This window comes from Clostridium cylindrosporum DSM 605, from assembly GCF_001047375.1.
In the GTDB taxonomy this organism is placed as follows: Bacteria; Bacillota; Clostridia; order Clostridiales; family Caloramatoraceae; genus Clostridium_AB; species Clostridium_AB cylindrosporum.
The window spans coordinates 106,114-124,587 of sequence record NZ_LFVU01000001.1; the positions used below are offsets into that span (position 1 = coordinate 106,114).

Annotated in this window: 15 protein-coding genes and 1 riboswitch; of the genes, 4 read left to right on the forward strand and 11 right to left on the reverse strand. The window is 31.5% G+C overall.

Annotated elements, in window-relative coordinates; translation table 11 throughout:
- Nucleotides 1–48: 48 nt before the first annotated feature.
- Together CLCY_RS00460 and CLCY_RS00465 are read right to left on the reverse strand one after the other, a co-directional pair.
- On the reverse strand, nucleotides 49–963 hold the full coding sequence (locus CLCY_RS00460; RefSeq protein WP_048569169.1) for a tyrosine-protein phosphatase: 915 nt from the start codon (nucleotides 961–963) through the stop codon (nucleotides 49–51).
- A 179-nt stretch (nucleotides 964–1,142) separates the two neighbouring features.
- On the reverse strand, nucleotides 1,143–2,948 hold the full coding sequence (locus CLCY_RS00465) for a heme NO-binding domain-containing protein (RefSeq protein WP_048569170.1): 1,806 nt from the start codon (nucleotides 2,946–2,948) through the stop codon (nucleotides 1,143–1,145).
- A gap of 262 nt (nucleotides 2,949–3,210) precedes the next feature.
- On the opposite strand from CLCY_RS00465, the gene CLCY_RS00470 reads away from it, so the two are divergent.
- Together CLCY_RS00470 and CLCY_RS00475 are read left to right on the forward strand one after the other, a co-directional pair.
- A complete protein-coding gene (locus CLCY_RS00470) occupies nucleotides 3,211–4,461 on the forward strand; it encodes an HD-GYP domain-containing protein (RefSeq protein WP_048569171.1) in 1,251 nt (416 codons plus the stop codon).
- Nucleotides 4,462–4,643: 182 nt separating this feature from the next.
- Nucleotides 4,644–5,708 carry an HD-GYP domain-containing protein gene (locus CLCY_RS00475; protein ID WP_048569172.1) on the forward strand — a complete coding sequence of 355 codons (1,065 nt, stop codon included), beginning with the start codon at nucleotides 4,644–4,646 and terminating at the stop codon, nucleotides 5,706–5,708.
- 165 nt (nucleotides 5,709–5,873) lie between these two features.
- Here the strand turns inward: CLCY_RS00475 and CLCY_RS00480 are convergent, their stop codons facing one another.
- From CLCY_RS00480 to CLCY_RS00515, 8 genes are all read right to left on the reverse strand, one after another.
- Nucleotides 5,874–6,497, reverse strand: a complete 624-nt coding sequence (locus CLCY_RS00480) for an ECF transporter S component (RefSeq protein ID WP_242844920.1) — start codon at nucleotides 6,495–6,497, stop codon at nucleotides 5,874–5,876.
- Nucleotides 6,498–6,580: 83 nt separating this feature from the next.
- A riboswitch (FMN riboswitch) is annotated at nucleotides 6,581–6,697 on the reverse strand.
- Nucleotides 6,698–6,727: 30 nt separating this feature from the next.
- Complete coding sequence (locus tag CLCY_RS00485) at nucleotides 6,728–7,891, reverse strand: amidohydrolase (RefSeq protein ID WP_048569173.1); 1,164 nt, start codon at nucleotides 7,889–7,891, stop codon at nucleotides 6,728–6,730.
- A 47-nt stretch (nucleotides 7,892–7,938) separates the two neighbouring features.
- Nucleotides 7,939–9,111, reverse strand: a complete 1,173-nt coding sequence (locus tag CLCY_RS00490) for an amidohydrolase (RefSeq protein WP_048569174.1) — start codon at nucleotides 9,109–9,111, stop codon at nucleotides 7,939–7,941.
- Between the two features lie 22 nt (nucleotides 9,112–9,133).
- On the reverse strand, nucleotides 9,134–11,296 hold the full coding sequence (locus tag CLCY_RS00495) for a Tex family protein (RefSeq protein WP_048569175.1): 2,163 nt from the start codon (nucleotides 11,294–11,296) through the stop codon (nucleotides 9,134–9,136).
- A 178-nt stretch (nucleotides 11,297–11,474) separates the two neighbouring features.
- Nucleotides 11,475–12,227 (reverse strand): flagellar motor protein MotB, encoded by a 753-nt coding sequence (locus CLCY_RS00500; RefSeq protein WP_048569176.1) that lies wholly within the window; start codon nucleotides 12,225–12,227, stop codon nucleotides 11,475–11,477.
- A gap of 2 nt (nucleotides 12,228–12,229) precedes the next feature.
- Nucleotides 12,230–13,018 carry a flagellar motor protein gene (locus CLCY_RS00505; protein WP_048569177.1) on the reverse strand — a complete coding sequence of 263 codons (789 nt, stop codon included), beginning with the start codon at nucleotides 13,016–13,018 and terminating at the stop codon, nucleotides 12,230–12,232.
- A gap of 129 nt (nucleotides 13,019–13,147) precedes the next feature.
- Nucleotides 13,148–14,083: a magnesium transporter CorA family protein gene (locus CLCY_RS00510; protein ID WP_048569178.1), complete on the reverse strand. Its 936-nt coding sequence runs from the start codon at nucleotides 14,081–14,083 to the stop codon at nucleotides 13,148–13,150.
- Between the two features lie 173 nt (nucleotides 14,084–14,256).
- Entirely contained in the window at nucleotides 14,257–15,321 is a 1,065-nt protein-coding gene (locus tag CLCY_RS00515; protein WP_048569179.1) for a hypothetical protein, read from the reverse strand.
- Between the two features lie 142 nt (nucleotides 15,322–15,463).
- On the opposite strand from CLCY_RS00515, the gene CLCY_RS00520 reads away from it, so the two are divergent.
- Nucleotides 15,464–16,876 (forward strand): M28 family metallopeptidase, encoded by a 1,413-nt coding sequence (locus CLCY_RS00520; protein ID WP_048569180.1) that lies wholly within the window; start codon nucleotides 15,464–15,466, stop codon nucleotides 16,874–16,876.
- Between the two features lie 5 nt (nucleotides 16,877–16,881).
- Nucleotides 16,882–17,655, forward strand: coding sequence for a hypothetical protein (locus tag CLCY_RS00525; protein ID WP_048569181.1), 774 nt, complete (start codon nucleotides 16,882–16,884; stop codon nucleotides 17,653–17,655).
- Between the two features lie 62 nt (nucleotides 17,656–17,717).
- Here CLCY_RS00525 and CLCY_RS00530 read toward each other — a convergent pair whose 3' ends face one another.
- Complete coding sequence (locus tag CLCY_RS00530) at nucleotides 17,718–18,347, reverse strand: hypothetical protein (RefSeq protein WP_048569182.1); 630 nt, start codon at nucleotides 18,345–18,347, stop codon at nucleotides 17,718–17,720.
- Nucleotides 18,348–18,474 lie beyond the last annotated feature (127 nt).

Consider the following 18,474-nt stretch of genomic DNA (forward strand, 5'->3'; position numbering starts at 1 on the left):
CTTTACTTCATTTCATTCATTTTATTTGTGAAATCACTAAAAATTGTATCATATATTTAGAAAACTTTCATCTCTTTCTAAAAGATTATATCTTAGTCTTTCTATTGAGTCCTTTGGAAGTCCTGCTTTAGTTAATAAATAATACTCAGCTGAGCCGTAGTTTTTTCTTATATATTTTAAGGCATCCTTCATCCAATCTGGATTAACAGCTATCATTGGCTTTAACTCCCTTGCATTTGCTCCAAGTAGCTTCAACCTTTTTTCATAGTCTTTACTAAAACTTTCATACATCTTTGAAAAATTAAGGTTTGACAGTGAATAATCTCTTATTATTACTTCATCTTTAACACCTAATAGGGATAATAAAAGGGCTGTTACAATACCTGTTCTATCCTTCCCCGATGTACAGTTATACATCAAAGGAAGATTCTCCCTAAAAGACATCACATGTAGGATGCTTCCAAAGGTCTTTGCACTATTTTCTAATTGAAATATATAGCTATTACAAAACACATTCCCAAGATTCTTTCTATCAAATAAAGTAGCAAATAATAACCCTTTATGAACTTTTTTAAAAACAGGCATATGTAAATATTGAACTTTACTTGGAAGTCGATTTGGCTTTCTTTTAAATGCTGAGTTTTCCCTAAGGTCAACTGAGGTTTTTATATCTAACTTTTCAAGATAGTTTATATCATTTTTAGAGGATCTATATAATCTGTCACTTCTAAAAATCTTACCTCTTTTTACCCTTTCCCCAGCTTCTGTTTTATACCCTCCAATATCTCTAGTGTTAAAGGTAGTCTCTAAAGCAATGAACCTATCATTAACCTTTTCATCACTACTTATCATAATGAGGTTTTCATAGTCAAAGTCTTCTACGCCTCTTCCCCCGAACATAATAAGTCCCTTAACTAAAATTGCTATTGCTAAAAAAGCTAATGCAATTAAAATTATCCACATTCCACTATGCTCCTAACCTAGTATTTTTATATTTTAAGAACCATTATACTATACTAGCGATCAAAATAAAATTTCCATTTACTATCTAAAATGAATTTAGGTAGAAATCTCCTAAATTTCTACCTAAATTGGGCCTCTACAAATAAAGCTAATTTTACTATATAGTAATATCTTAAATTCTAAATCTTATATACATCTATTTCCTTTGAGAATTCCTCTGTAAGGCTTTGGAATTCTGATACACTCTTAGTAAGATTTTTTATTTCATCAGTGTATGTTGTAACACTTGAACTTACTTCCTGTGATGAAGCAGAATTTTCCTCAGCAATTGCAGCCAAAGACTCTATCTTATCATAAATATGCGATGTTGCCTCTATCTGAGAGTGAAGCCTTTCTGCTGTTTCCACTACCTTTTCTGTTACTTTTTGTATGTCTGAGTTTGCAGTACTACTTTGTTCAACTGCTGATGCAAGTGCTGTGTTTTCCTCACTTAACACCTCAAATTGGTACTGAACATCCCCTACTAGTGATTCTATCTCACCTATAAATTCTCCTAAATTGTCCTTTATTCTATGAACTGCATCACTTGATTGTTCTGCAAGCTGTCTTACTTCATCTGCAACAACTGCAAATCCTCTTCCTTGCTCTCCAGCTCTTGCTGCTTCAATAGAAGCATTTAATGCTAGTAGATTAGTTTGTGACGCTATATTATCAACAAATCCAACTATATTTGTTATTCCATTTGCTTTATCCTTAAGTGCTATACTACTATTTTTCACACCTTCAAAACTAACAAGTATATCTTGAAGTTTATTCGCAGTTTCCATAACCCTTTTAAAGCTTTCCTCTATTGTAGTAACCCCTCTTTCAAGGTCCTGTTTGTTTTCATTTTCAATATCAACAATATGCTTTATTTCTTCTATGTTGTTGTTTAAAAGAGCTACAGATCCTTCTGTCTCCTCAGCCTGCATAGTTGATGCACAAGAGAGCTGCTCAACAACACTTGATATTTCATTTGAAGTATTATCCATTCTTGTAGCTATTGAACTTAGTCCCTTACTAAAGGTATTCATTTCATCTGTAAGTCCTTTAAACCCTACAAAATCAGCTCTTACCTTCTTTTTGTAGTTTCTAAGAACATCATAAAGATCCTCAAATTCATCCCCTGTTATCATTTCTACATCTTCTGCATAGTTATTTCCTTCAAGCTTATGAATTTCTTCTCCTAAAAGGCTAAGTGGACCTTTAGCTAGAAGTTTAAATGCTATAGCAGGTGATACAAATGCACTTATAAATTCTGCGACCTTTAATAACCATCCCTCGAATAAGATTGCACTTCCAAGTGATAGGATAATAAATAAAAACAGTGAAAGAAATGATACTTTAAATCCTACACTCCTAATAAAACCGAAACTCATTATATTATTTATTTTAAAGGACTTTTTAGTATATATATCCCTACTAAATTTAACTTCTACTGACAGAAAATCACTTTTTCTCTCAATTTCTTTTACTTCTATTGTTTCATTAAAATGCTTTGCTGCACCATTTATAAGACCTAAGAAGTAATCAAACATACCTCTCTTTGATGAATAGGTAAATAAAGCTTCCCTACTTGATATAGGTTCTATATTTAGAATAGGAGGCTTTGCCCCAGGTACTTTTTTCACAACTACAACATGTACATCATACATTGATTTAAAGAATTGATAAAGTGTGTCATGCTTAAAAAAAGCTGGATAATCCTTTGCAAAGGATACTAGATTTTCTTGTCCAATACTATTCCATAATGAAGCTAAGCTAATATTTTTCTGCTTACTAATGGTATTCATCATTGTTTGTACCTTACTATCTTCAATATCCTCAAATGGAGTAAAGGCTTTATCTTTATTTATTCCTGCACTTTCAAGTGCCTTAGCTAAAACTTCTTCTCCGTACATTCTTTCAATAGACTTCATCCATGTAGATACTACAAGAGCCTTCATAAAACTCCTCCTTGCTATATTTTCTATGGCATAATTACTTTTTATGTTATATATTACTATATATAACTTTTTCATCTTTAGCAATATATCCTAAAACTAACTATATAATATATTTATCGAAACATGTACCAAAATGTTTTACTTAATTTTCATTAAGTTTTTATTAATTTATTTAACATTTTTCACTTTTATTACCGACAACTTAAATATATCTAAAATCATATAGGAATATATGATTTTCATTATATACAAGGAGGAAAATATGGGGGAATTTGACTTATATCAACTAATTGAAGCCTTATCTATTTCAATAGATATTGCGGAATCCACTATGTCAAATGATAAAGTTTTTGATAAACAGAATTTTTATGATGCTCCGAGTCTTTCTCAGCATAAGTTTTTTAACCATTCTAAAAGAACTTGCTATGTATCATTAACATTAGCACAAAGTATAAGTAAAGATAAAAAATTTCTAGAGGAAATTTATATAGCATCTATGCTTCATGATATTGGGGTTTGTAGTCAACTTAAAAAATCCCATGAGGATTTTGACTTTGTTAAGAAGCATACTGAAAGAGGATATACCTTAATGTCTAAACTTCCTTTTTCAAAAAGCGTATTTGATGCAGTTAAGTATCATCACGAAAATTACAATGGAACAGGGCCAAATCATTTAAAGGGAGATGAAATTCCAATAGAAGCTCAAATCATTAGACTTGCGGATATATTTGAGGTTCTCTATGACTACGAAAAACCTAATTTTACTCAAAGAGGAAAAATATTAAAATGGGTTACTTCAAATGAAAATATTTTATTTTCTCCTGAACTAGTTAAGATATTCTTAGATGTTCAATCTAAGGACTTTTTCTGGTGGGACTATGAAATGATAGGATTTTCTTCATATATATTTGATAATATTATTCCAAACAAAAAATATCCAATAACAATTAATGAGTTAAAATCTATTGCACTAGTTTTTGCTGACATAATAGATAATAAAAGCAATTTTACATTTAAGCATTCACAAAATCTTGCAAAATTAGTAGGTACAGTTTCCGATTATCTTGAATATGATTATGAAAAGAAAACTCGCTTGGAAATTGCAGCACTTTTACATGATATAGGTAAACTTGCTGTTCCTGAAGCAATATTAAATAAAAATAATTCTTTAACTGATATGGAATTTTCAGTTATAAAGTCCCATGCATACTATACTAGAATTATACTTGGCAAGATAAAAGGTCTTGAGGATATTATAGATATAGCATCTAATCACCATGAAAAACTTGATGGAACAGGCTACCCTCTTGGACTAAGCTCTGATGATATCTCATTTGAATCTAGAATGATGGCAATATGTGATATTTACGATGCTCTAACAAGTAAAAGACCATATAAGGATACTATGTCCACAGATGAAACATTTAAAATACTTGATAGAATGGCTGAGGAAGGTAAAGTTTGTGCAAAGGCACTTAAGATATTTGAACATTGTGTAAAAACTACTACCTAAGCTCTAAGGAACATTAAACTTTTTGTTTTCTGTTCCTTTTTTTATATTTTTTAATATTAGCACTAATCTTTTCCAAAGTAGTATCGATATATGATGTATAGAAATAATTTTAATTTTTTTTTTAGTATCATAATATTTTTCATAATAATTCTACACCATTTAATGGAGAGGTGTTCATAGCAATGAAATCTAAAAAATTAAGTAATTTAACAGATAAAGATGTCTTGGCATTTGATATATCCACAAATGATGGATTAATTATCTTATCTAAGGGCACTCTTTTAAATAAGGATTACATTGAAAAGCTAAACGACTTTGGAATTAACGAAGTTTTTATAGAGGACCCAAATAGTACAGTAATAGAGACGAAAAAACCTTCTAATGTTCATGAAGCTAGAGAATCTATTCTCCAAAATTACTGTGCAATATTTTGTGAAACTGCAAAGAATAATGGAATAACTAAAGAAAAATTAGATGAATCTGTGTCTAATATTATTTATTCTGTAATATCAAAAATAGAAGACAACACTTTAGATATACTTTACAGTGCAAATCCTTTTTTCTGTCACTATACTCACGCTCTTAATACTGCATCTCTTGCTGTATTTTTAGGTACTAAAATGAGTCTTAATGACAAGGAAATACGAGAACTTGCTACATCAGCACTTTTGCATGATATAGGTATGTATAAACTACCTCAGGATATATTAGAAAAAGGCGGGAACCTAAATGAAGGTGATGTAAATATAGTTAAAGAGCATTCACTTCATGGATACGAAACATCAAGGGCTATTAAAGATATAAGTGAAACATGTAGAAAAGCTATACTTTATCACCACGAAAGATTTGATGGGCTTGGATATCCTGAAAAAATAAGTGGAAAAGAGATACCTCTTTATTCAAGGATAATAGCTGTAGCAGATATCTTCTGTTCATTAACTACTAAAACAAGAGTTCATCCAGGATACTCACATATAGATGTTTATGAATTTATACTTGCAAGTTCTGGAGGTTATTTCGATCCTGAAATTGTAGAGGTCTTCCAAAAACATTTTGTTATATATCCTATTGGTACTAAGATTGAATTAAATAATGGCCGTAAAGGGATAGTCCTATCACAAAACCCAGGATTTCCTGATAGGCCAAATTTAAAAATTACCCATAATGATAATGGGATAGAAATTCTCCCTATGAAAGTTAGTCTACTTAGAAGAACAAACCTTAAAATAGTTAAAATATTGACTTAACAGTCATATTAAATATATACAACATAATGACTTATAAAGTCATATTACCCCAAAATTATTTTAGGCTATCCTAAATTCACCTTTAGGATAGCCACTTTTTTATTTTATCAGATAGCTAAAAATCAGAGGGAGTTGAAGCTCCCTCTGATTCAATAATTCTACTTATTAATATTTTGGTTTTATAATTGGTTCAACCTTTTTATATATTAAAAATACAACTATAGAAACTACAGCTCCCTTTAAAAGGTTAAATGGAAGTATGCTAAAAAGTACTAGTGTTTCTAAGTTAACAATTGCACTTGTTACCTTAGCTGACATTGCAACTATTGCACTTATTGGGAACTTTAGAACTACTTCATATAATGGAATAAGCACAAGATAGTTAAATAGTGATGCTACTATACTCATAACTATAGTACCTATTAATAGTGATATTACAGCACCTTTTTTAGTTCTATTCTTCTTGTAAATGTACGATGATACAAATACAAGTGAAGCACCTACTATAAAGTTAGCCATTTCACCTATTCCCGCTGTCTTAGTAATAAGTAAGTGAAGTACATTTTTAACTAATTCAATTATAATTCCTACAACTGGACCCATTGCAAAACCACCAATTAATGCTGGAATTTCACTAAGGTCTATTTTTAAAAACTCTGGAAAAATAGGTAGTTGAATTTCTATCATCATAATTATAAATGCCATTGCTGATAGAATTGAAACCTTAACAAGTTTCTCTGTTGTCATTGCTCTAGTTGAGCTTGAAGTCTTTTGCTCTTCTATTTTCATGTTACCCCTCCTAAACTATTTACAGGGCTGAAACAGCATAAAAAAGCTCCCGAGAAATCTCAGGAGCATATAATCAATAGCTATGCCATCTTCTTTCATCCAGACTTTACTGTCGGCTTCGGAATCTAACCGAATCATGCCTTATTAGGCTCGCGGGCTTTACCGCCGGTAGGGAATCACACCCTGCCCTGAAGATTATAATAATATTATACTATTTATAAAATTAATTATCAAGCGGAGTAAACTACTTTACCATCTATTATAGTCCACTTAACACTACTTCTAGCATCTAGGGGATCACCATCAAATATAGCAATGTCAGCATCCTTTCCGATTTCAATAGACCCTACCCTCTTGTCTATTCCAAGTATTTTAGCTGGATTTATAGTTATCATCTTAAGTGCCTCTTCATTACTTAACCCTTCCTTTACACATAGGGCTGCACATACATTTAAACGATTAACAGGAACCTCTGGATGATCTGTAATAATGGCAACTAGTAGTCCCTTGTCATAAAGGGCCTTAGCAGTTTCAAAGGATAGATTCTTAACCTCTGCCTTTGACCTATCTGTTAATGCAGGCCCTACAATAGTACTAAAGCCCTCTTCCTTTAAATCATCTGCAATCAAGTGCCCATCTGTACAATGATCAAGTGTAGCCTTAAGGTTAAACTCTCTAATAATTCTTATAGCTGTAAATATATCATCTGCTCTATGGGCATGTACCTTTAATGGTATTTCACCTTTAAGAAGGGGAATAAGACTTTCATATTTTATATCATAGTCTAAAAATTCACCTTTCTTTATTTGTTCTTTTTTCTCAAGATATATTTTAGCTTTTTGAAGAATTTCACGAAGCATAGCAGCTATTGCCATTCTTGTTTTAGGAGATGACCCATTTGATCCATGGTTTCTTTTAGGATTTTCTCCAAATGCCGCCTTAATCGCACTAACTTCCTTTAAAACCATCTTATCAACTCTATGGCCATAGGTTTTCATAATCGTAAAGCTTCCTGCAAGTATATTACTACTTCCTGGTCCTGTTGATACAGTTGTAATTCCTCCAGAGATTGCCTCTAAAAATGCTCTATCCATTGGATTTATAGCATCTATTGCCCTTAGATGAGGAGTTAACGGATCTGTAGATTCATTTCCATCATTCCCCCCTTCACCTATACTATCTTCAAATATACCAATATGACAATGTGCCTCTATAAGTCCTGGAGTAATAGTAAGTCCAGTTGCATCTATTGTTTCATCTGCGTCTCTTATATTTATTTCCTCAGCGATATCTGCTATTTTGCCATTTTTTATAAGGATATCACCTTTTTCAATTATCTTACTACTTACGGTAAGTATTCTCCCACCTTTAATAAGAAGTTTATTATTTTTCACTTTAATTACTCCTTTTTCTATATATTACTGCAAATATTATTTTAAATTTAGCGGGAATAGTTATATTCATATACTATTTTTCCTTTTCCTATTACATAGTGAACCTTACTCATTACATCTAGAGGGTCTCCATTTATAATAGTTATATCTGCATCTTTTCCTACTTCTATAGAACCAACTTGTCTATCTATACCAAGAATTTTTGCTGGACTTATTGTTATAGCCTCAAGAGCCTTCATATAATCCATCCCTTCCCTAACACAAAGTGCCGCGGATATAGGAAGATATTCTATTGGAGTTACAGGATGATCTGTTGAAATAGCAGTTATTATACCTTTATCAATAAACTCTCTTGCTATAAATGGACTCTTTTCTCTGGTCTCTACTTTTTTTGAAAAGCTCATTATAGGTCCAACTATAGCTGATATATTTCTTTTTTTAATTTCATCTTTAAGTTTTATTCCATCTGTAGCATGTAAAAGTTGAATCTTAATATTATATTCATCTGCTATTCTAAGAGCTGTTACAATATCGTCAGCTCTGTGAACATGAATAGATAGTGGCATAGACCCTTCTATAACAGGAAGCATTTCCTCATACATTCTATTTTCTTCAAAATATTCTCTTCTACTTAGCTTAACAACTTTCAAATTTCTATATGCCATTGATTTATTTAATGTGTCACGTAGCATATGACTTATTCCCATTTTAGTAACAGGAGCCCTACCCTTTGATGAATGTATTCTCTTAGGATTTTCTCCAAGTGCTGCCTTCATAGATGACTTTAACCTAAATATCATGTCAAATGGGTCCTCACCAAAGGTTTTTATTATACCAAATGTTCCACCGATTACATTTCCACTTCCAGGTCCTGTTGCAACTGTTGTTATTCCTGCCTCAAGTGCCCTTTTAAAGCTTTCATCATAAAAGTTTACACCATCTATCCCATTTATATAAGGAGTTATAGGAGAAGATGTTTCATTTAGATTTCCTGGGTTATCATTATTAGGCTCTTCTATTCCTATATGACTATGGGCTTCTATAAATCCAGGCAATACTACTTTCCCACTAGCATCTATTTCATTACATTTCAAATCTATGTTACTTGCTATGTCCATAATTTTTCCATCTTGAATAAACACATCAGCTGCTTCATAGACACTCCCTGCCATGGTAATTACTTTTCCGCCCCTTATAATAAGGGTATTATCTTTACTCACCAACATTTCCTCCTATATATTACTAGGCTAAATCCCTCATCGAAAGTGCTATTCTCTTTCTCTCAAGGTCTATTTCAACTACTTTTACATCAACAACATCGGAAACCTTAACTATGTCTAGTGGATGTTTGACAAGTTTATTTGATAACTGACTTATATGAATGAGTCCATCTTGGTGTACTCCAATATCAACAAATGCTCCAAAATCAGCAACATTTCTAACTGTTCCCTTTAAAATCATTCCAGGCTTTAAGTCCTTCATCTCTAAAATATTAGACATAAATACTGGTCCCTCAAGTGACTCTCTAACGTCTCTTCCAGGCTTTTTAATTTCCTTTAGGATGTCCTCTAGTGTCATTTCTCCAAGTCCTGTTTCCTCTAATATCTTTCTTATTCCGTATTTCTTTGCTCTTTCGTCTATATCAGTGAATTCATGATTCTTTTTCTCATCATCTGTATACCCTAATACGTCTATTATTTTTCTTGATGCATCATATGATTCAGGGTGTACAGATGTGTTATCAAGAAAATCATTACTTTCACTTATTCTAAGAAAGCCTGCACATTGTTTAAATGCCTTATCTCCTAGTCTTTTTACTTTTAATAAATCTTTTCTCTTTATAAACTTACCAGTCTCTTCTCTATACTCAACGATATTTTTAGCTATTGATGCATTAATTCCTGCTATATGAGAAAGAAGCTGCGCTGATGCAGTATTTAGATCTACCCCTACTTTATTTACACAATCTTCAACAACTCCACCAAGAGCCTCATCAAGTCTTTTTTGAGTTACGTCATGTTGGTATTGACCAACCCCTATTGATTTAGGGTCTATTTTAACTAGTTCTGCCAGTGGATCTTGAAGCCTTCTACCTATTGATACTGCTCCTCTTAATGATACATCCATATCAGGAAATTCCTTAGCAGCAAGACTTGATGCTGAATATACAGATGCTCCTGCCTCTGATACCACAACATAATGTAGTTTTAACCCTTCTTCTTTTTCTATTTCACGAATCATATCACTTATAATAATTTCTGATTCCCTTGAAGCTGTCCCATTTCCAAGTGATATTATCTCTACCTTATTATCTATAAGCATTTTCTTAAGCATTACCTTACTTTCTTGTCTTTTTCTCTCACCTGATCCATCTGTAACATAGGCAACTCCTGTATCAAGAACCTTACCTGTTTCATCAACTACTGCTATTTTACACCCTGTTCTAAACCCTGGGTCAAATCCCATAACAACTTTTCCCTTAACAGGTGATTGCATTAAAAGTGCCTTAAGATTCTTAGAAAACACCTTAATCGCTCCCTCTTCAGCCTTCTCCTTAAGCTCACTTCTAATCTCACGCTCTATAGATGGTGCTATAAGTCTAGAATAGCTATCCTTTATAGCATTTTTTAGTATAGGGGTTTCCTCTCCCTCTCTTTTTATAATGTCCTTTTCAAGAAAAGCTTCAATCTTATCCTCCGGTGCAATTACTTTAACAGAAAGTGCTCCTTCTTTTTCTCCTCTATTAACCGCAAGTATTCTATGACCTAGTATGTTTTTTACATACTCTATATGGTCATAGTACATTTTATATGTAGGGTTCTCTTCACTACATTTTGTTTGAATCTTTCCATTTATAAATGTTAGGTTTCTTATTCTTTTTCTATATTCTGCGTTGTCAGAAATAGTCTCTGCAATTATATCACTAGCAAGATTAATCGCTTCATCTGCACTTTCAACACCCTTATCTAAATCTATAAATTCCTTAGCTTTTTCTTTTAAAGAGAAGTTAAAACTTTGAGAAATTATAATTTCAGCAAGTGGTTCAAGTCCCTTTTCCTTTGCTATAGTTGCCCTTGTTCTTTTTTTAGGTCTAAATGGTCTATATATATCATCAACCTCTGTAATAGTTTTGGCATCTCTTAGCTTAGCAGTTATTTCTTCAGTAAGATTTCCACCTTCTTCAATAAGTCTTTGAACCTCTTCTTTTCTATCCTTAAGGTTTCTAAGATAGGATAGTCTATCACTTAATTCTCTAAGTGTAGTATCATCTAGACCTCCAGTTGCTTCTTTTCTATATCTTGCAATGAATGGAATGGTATTTCCTTCATCAATTAATTTTATTGTACTTTCAATTTGTCCCTTTGATATTTTAAGTTCTCCTGATAAAATTTCTATTATATCCATATACCCTCCTGAAGCTAGAACACATTTCGTTCTAAGTTAAGTTTACAATAATATTAATATGTAATTTCTCTCTTTCACTAAATATATTATATAACAAACTATTTAACAAAATAGAAAAAACATAACTATTATCATATAATTAGATAAAAAGTTATGTTTTACCTCTTTAAATTCAATGTTATTTCTTTACATTACTATTAGCCTTCGTAGATGAGTTTTTTTCCGTCTCATTATACTTACTTTTTAGAAGTACTATGTCAACTCTTCTATTTTTAGCTCTTTCAGTGCTACTTGAATTAGGAGCTACTGGTCTATTTTCTCCATATCCTAGTGCAGAAATAATATTTGGAGAAATTTTTGAATCATTAATAATTACCTCAACTATATTAGCTGCTCTAACAGCTGATAGCTGCCAATTTGATGAAAACTGAGAGTTTTTTATAGGGATGTTATCCGTATGACCTTCAACCCTAATAAAGTTTGGCATTTTCTTTAAAGCAATCCCTATTTTAGCAAGTGTTTGCCTATGTGTAGGTTTTACTATTGCACTTCCAGAATCAAATATCAATGTATCCTGAAGACTTATAACAAGACCTCTATCATCTATACTAACCTTAACTTTTCCAGTTAGTCCTTCATTTTTCAAATACTCTTCTACTTCTTTCTTAGCTTCTTCCATTTGTTTAACCTCTGGAATAGGAGCTACATTTTCATTTGTCAAAGGAGGCTTGTCTGAGCCTATTATACTTTTCCCTCCACCAAGTGCATCATTTAATGATGCTGCTAATTGTTTATATTTCGTTGCATTAACTTGACTCATAGAGAACATAACTATAAAAAATATCATAAGTACAGTTATAAAATCCGCATAACTAACAAGCCATCTTTCATGATTTGGATGTCCTTCTTCTTTATGCCTTTTTCTAGACATGACTATTCCTCACCGCCATTTTTTAAATTCTTAAGCTCATCTGCTGAAAGATAGCTTTTTAATTTTTCAACTAGTGTATTAGGATTTATTCCTTCTTGTATAGCTATAATGGCTTCTATAGTCATCTCATATTGTTGTTCTTCATTTTTATTTATAACTTTTAGTCTTGAACCAATTGGTAAGTATAAAAGATTAGCTGTCCAAATACCATAAAGAGTTGCTAAAAAGGCTGCACCAATTTTAGGCCCAAGGGTTGATGTCTCCTCAAGACTTCCCATAATCTCTACAAGATGCATAACAGTACCTATAATACCCATGGTAGGTGAGTATCCACCTGCTGACTCAAATACTGCTATTCCCTCTTTATGTCTTTCAGAAGTCATATAAGCTTCTGATTCTAAAACACTTCTAACAGTTTGAGGTTCAACACCATCTACAACTAGTTGTAGCCCTTTTTTTATAAATGGGTCAATATTAGGGTCATTTGAAATAGTATCTTCTATGCTTAAAAGACCATTTTTTCTTGTTTTAATAGATACTTCCTTAAAGTACTCTATAAGCTCAGCCATATCCTTGCCTTTTTTACTTGTAAATGCAACTTTTAATATCCCTGGTAACCTTTTAAGTACCCTTGGTGGAAATGAAAGTGCAACAGCACCTATGGTTCCCCCAATAACTATAATTAGTGAAGTTGGTGAAATAAGACCTAATAAATGTCCTCCTCCAAGTATGTAGCCTAAAAACATAGCTCCAAAGCCTATAATCAAACTTACTAATGCTGAAATCGACAAAAAAATCCCTCCTAAATTACCCGATACTTATCTTTATAATAGCTTTGTGCTTTTTATTCTTAATAAGTTCTCGACTAGAAGAAAAAAAACTAAAGGTAGCCAAAGGCTACCTTTTATATCTATAAATTATTAAAACATGTCTTTTTTCGCAAGTACCCATGTTACTATTCCACAGAACACTCCCATAATACCTAGTATTATAAAAAATCCATATGGATTATTAATCATTGGCATCCATGCAAAGTTCATACCGTATATACTTGCTATAATAGTAGGTATTGTCATTATAATAGTGATAGATGCTAAAAACTTCATTACTATATTAAGGTTGTTAGATATTATTGAGGCAAATGCATCCATTGTGCCTGAAAGAATATTACTATATATTCCAGCCATTTCAATAGCCTGCTTATTCTCAACTATTACATCCTCTAGTACATCCTGGTCTTCAGGGTATTTTTGCATAATACTAAGCTTTAACATTTTCTCAAGTGTTACTTCATTTTGACGAAGTGATGTTGAGAAGTACACAAGACTCTTTTCAAGAGAAAGAAGCTGTATAAGTTCCTTGTTCTTCATTGACCTATGAAGCTTAGATTCTATAACATTACTTGTTTTATCTATTTGTCTTAGATAGCTTAAATAATATGTGGCTATTCTAAGTAGTATTTGAAGTATAAAGCGTGACTTTTTAAAGGTATAGAAATTCTTTACCTTCTTTTGCATAAAGTCTTCTATAATTCTACTATCTCTCAAACATACAGTAACTATGTACTGATCATTTAGTATAACCCCAAGTGGTACTGTTTGGTACTGTACAGAATTATTCTCAACTTCCATAAAAGGAACGTCTACAATAACTAGATGCTGATCATCTTCAAAATCAAGTCTAGAGGTTTCCTCCTCATCTAGTGCAGCCTTTAGGAACTCCATATATAGTCCTGTTTTCTCTGAAACAAGTTTAAGTTCCTCTTCAGTAGGGTTCTTAAGGTTTATCCAACACCCATTTTCAATATTTTCTAATTCACAAGTGCCGCTTTCAATCGTTTTAAAAATTTGTAACACTTTTAACCGCTCCCTTCCTAGCCTTATCCCAGACTAGGAAGTCTCAGGATAAGACCTATTCAGTTTTAAACCTTCTACTAGGTCCTTCTTCCATAAATTAAACACCTCATATTACAAAATAATCTTCCTCACTTAGTTTATATTAAAACAAATCTAATTACAATAAAAATTTGTTAATTATAACTATCACGAGGATTTAAAATTATAACAGGCTTAGGTGGGATTATTATATCAGGTGACTCATCTTCAAAACGACCTCTGCCACAAATTCCAGTTACTCCAACAATGAATCTTCTCTGATTCATTAAGCATTCAATCTGCCTTATCTTTCTATTTAAAAAATCAAAGGAAGTTCTAAGTACTTTTTCATATTTATTTATAGTGTCTCTTATATGCTTAAAATCATTTCTTTGATCATGTTTTCCACAGTTTAATCCATTAAATATCTCAAGTAGCTGGGTTAAACTTCCTATTTTATTGAAGTTTGTAATCGTATAACTTCCTCCCTCAAATGGAGTAATAACAAGTTGTTCTAAAAGGCATTTAATTATATACCTAATTTCCCCTTCAATAACCGCAATTTTATATTCAAGATCTAGCTCAATAAGCTCAGAAATCTTAACTATACTTTCTTTTATTTTATCCCTTAGTACATAAACTATGTAGTACTTTAGCATAGTTACGCACTCTGAATCTGTTAGTGTCCTTTTATTTTGATAGTCAAAACAGCAAAAGTTAACATCAAATAATAACTGCAAAATTTCTTCCTTCCCAAAATTTCCAAACTCTTTTCTTATAAAGTTATAGTACCCATTTGCCCTTAGAATACTCTCCGCTTGAACCTTCCATTCTGGATCATCTATACATCCAACTATTTCACTAATACTAACCCTATATATTAAAAACTTAAATACTTTTTCAACTATTTGAGGCTCTATCTTTTCAATTATTAAAGCAAGCTTAAAATCCCTACAATCCTCGTCAACGTAGGGAGGAATATATTTTATATTACATACTCTTCTCCATGCTCTAACTATTGCCCTTTTTTTCGAACAACTATCACATGGACTGGAAGCTAATTTTCCTCCCTTAAGGGTATCACAGCATCCATCAGATACAAACTCTTGAAATTCATCACCAAAGTTTCCATCTTCATGATCTATTTTTTTAGAGGCTTTAGATATTTCATTGAGAAGTTTATTTATTTCATAATCTAGATCTTCATTATCATTTGCCATTTTCTCACCTCTTTTCCCTACATATTAAAGTATATTTTCAATACATAACTTTATGATAATTTGTTTCTAGTGTTATATTAATCATTTTTAGATATGTAATAATGATAGGTTTTTTTTAATATATTTTACCGAGGTGATATATATGGGAAAGCGCTACATATTTTTATTTTTAATTACTTTAACAACAGTTGCAATATACTTTAATATTATTTATAGAAATCCTTACTTTAGTACTAGAAACTTTATGAAACATATCGAAACTATTACATCACCAGAATATAGAGGAAGACTTACTGGTCATGAAGGTAGTGAAAAGACTATAAATTATATAGAAGATAATTTTGATAAAATGAACCTTATCCCCCTAGGAGATAAGGGATATAAACAATCATTCAAACTAAACAATGTTCAGCTCTCTGGGGAATGTTCATTTAGAGCATTTGACGCTAGAGGAAATTTACTTAAAGAATATGTTTATGGAAAAGACTTTAAGGAAATAAGTTTTGGAAAATCTATTAAAGGAAAAGCAAAAGGGGTTGCATCATCATCTATAAAGGAAGGAAAACCTATTTACTTATTTGAGGAAGAAATGATAAATGAAAGTGAAGATGATTATAAACTCGATACTATTCTTTCTGACAATGGAGTTAAAGCTACTATTTATACTACTGATTCATATTTTAGATTTAGAACCCCTTATAAGCTTCAAAAAAACTATAAAAGTGGCCTTATAAAGATAATGGTTAACCCTACTGTTTCAAAGGAAATTGAAGCTTTTTCTAGAATGGGTGTAACATTTGAAATAAAGACTAACACTGAAAATAAAAATGTTGAAGGTAAGAACCTTATTGGAATGATAAAAGGAAGTAATCAGACCCTTCCCCCTATTATTCTTTCAGCACATCTAGATCATGTAGGCTTTGATAGTGATGGCACTATATATCCAGGTGCACTTGATAATGCTTCTGGTACATCCTTTGTAATTGAAGCTGCTAGGATTCTGAAGAAATCAAATCCTCAGAGAAATATAATAATAGTAGCCTTTGACGCTGAGGAAGTAGGACTGCTTGGGTCTAAATACTTTGCAGAGAATCCTCCAATAGATATTAAGAATGCCAGTGTTATTAACTTCGATATGGTAGGTAGTAACAAAAACATACCATTATCTGTTTTAAGTATTAGTGAAAATCCTTTATCTAAGGAAGTCATTAGTATCATGGAGAAAATAAACATAAAATCTTCTAAACTTTACATGGATAATAGTGATCATGCATCCTTTACACCTTTTGGTGTAAACTCTATAACTTTAATTCATGATGACACAGATAAAATACACACACCCTACGATACAATAAAAAATGTGAAAGAAGAAAAAATAATAGATGTTTTTAAAGTCCTAAAATCCTTTTTTACATATAATGATATAGTAAATGATAAAAATTTTAATGTTCATGAAAACATTGATAAAGTTGACTTGTACTCGAACTATATATTTTTATCATTTATCACTTTAGTCTTTTTAAATGGACTATTATTTATAAAAAGAAAAGGATGATTTAAATGGCACGTTTTGCAGGTGAAATCGACTTCAAAAGAATAGAAAAGAACCTTAAGGAAAGTGTTTTAAATTATGATGAACTAAAAGGTGTTTTTAAGGAAGGTCACTTTGTAATCAGCGACTTAAATCCAATCTCCTTTGCATATCCTGTTAGATATGCAGATGGAGTGCTTATAAAGCATTACACAAAAACCCACAATGAGCTTCTTGATATCTGCACACTTTTATGTAATGAACTTGATGATAAAATCTATCTTGCAAACATTGAGAAAAAAAATTCAAAAAGTTTTATAGATCTCGGCTTTTGCGAAAGATATGAAGTACTGAAGCTTTACAAAATAATATTAACTTTAAGGGAAGAAAACTATGATTATACCTTCGAGAACTACACCTCAGAATACACAGATGAAATAAATCATCTACACAAAAAGGTATTTGGCTTTAGCCTTGCAAAGGATAAAGATATCCTATCATCTGGGGATAGTAAAGTATACACACGCCTTTGTTTCAAAGATGGCGAGTGTATAGGATACTATAGCTTTAAAATCAACTCTTCGGTACTATATGGCTATCTTATTAAAATAGTAGTTGAAGATGAGTATAGTGAAAGTGATGTACGTGATGCTATAATGCAAGATCTTTCTAACTTTTTACTGAAGAAAGGTATAACATTTGTATTTATAGATTGTAGTGATGTAGATGAATTATCATTTTTCACAGAAGCAGGATTTAGAGTATATAATAAAAGCTATATAATGGTAAAGAAATTAATATAGAATAAATGCCAGTTACCCTAACCTATATTAGGTTTTATGGATAACTGGCATTTTATATTAATTTAAGATTCTTTTTCATCTCCTATATAAGTAACATTCACCTCAAAAATATCAACATTTGTATATCTACTTATTATTTCAATAACCTTATCAATCTCAGATATCTTAACAAGAGCCTCCTCAAACCTTTTAGGGGATGTGTATATTCTAAATCTTTTACTGTTCCCAATGGCAACTTCTCTATATTCTATTCTTTGAATATCTTCCCAAGGAATAAACTTACCAGAATTCACTATTATACCTTCATTATAAATAGTGCTTCTTAGTGGTACACTTAGCAAAAAATCTATAGTAAACATTACTAAAACTACAATTATAGCTAAATATGTTACCTTTAAAGTGTATTCCTGTGTATTAATAAATTTAAATACCTCACTAATACTTGGATCGATCTCTTCATTACCTACAATTTTACTCCATCTATAATCTTCGTATATTCTAAAAAGCATTAAAACTGACCAAACTATTGCAGAATAATTAAACTCTCTTTTCATCTGATATAGTCTCTGTCCAACATTATCCTTAGCCCTAACCCATCTAATGTATCTCATAATAAATGTAGTAGCACAAAATACAATAAAAGCAAACATAAAATACACTAAAGAATCACTTATTCTTTCATAGCCATCCATAATTACCCCCATAATATTCCTTTTAATAATTATACCAAACTTAAAATCCTAAGGAAACCTTGTATCACAAATTGAAAATTGATATGTAGGAAAAGTTTCAGGGATGTGTACACCTACTTTCTTGACC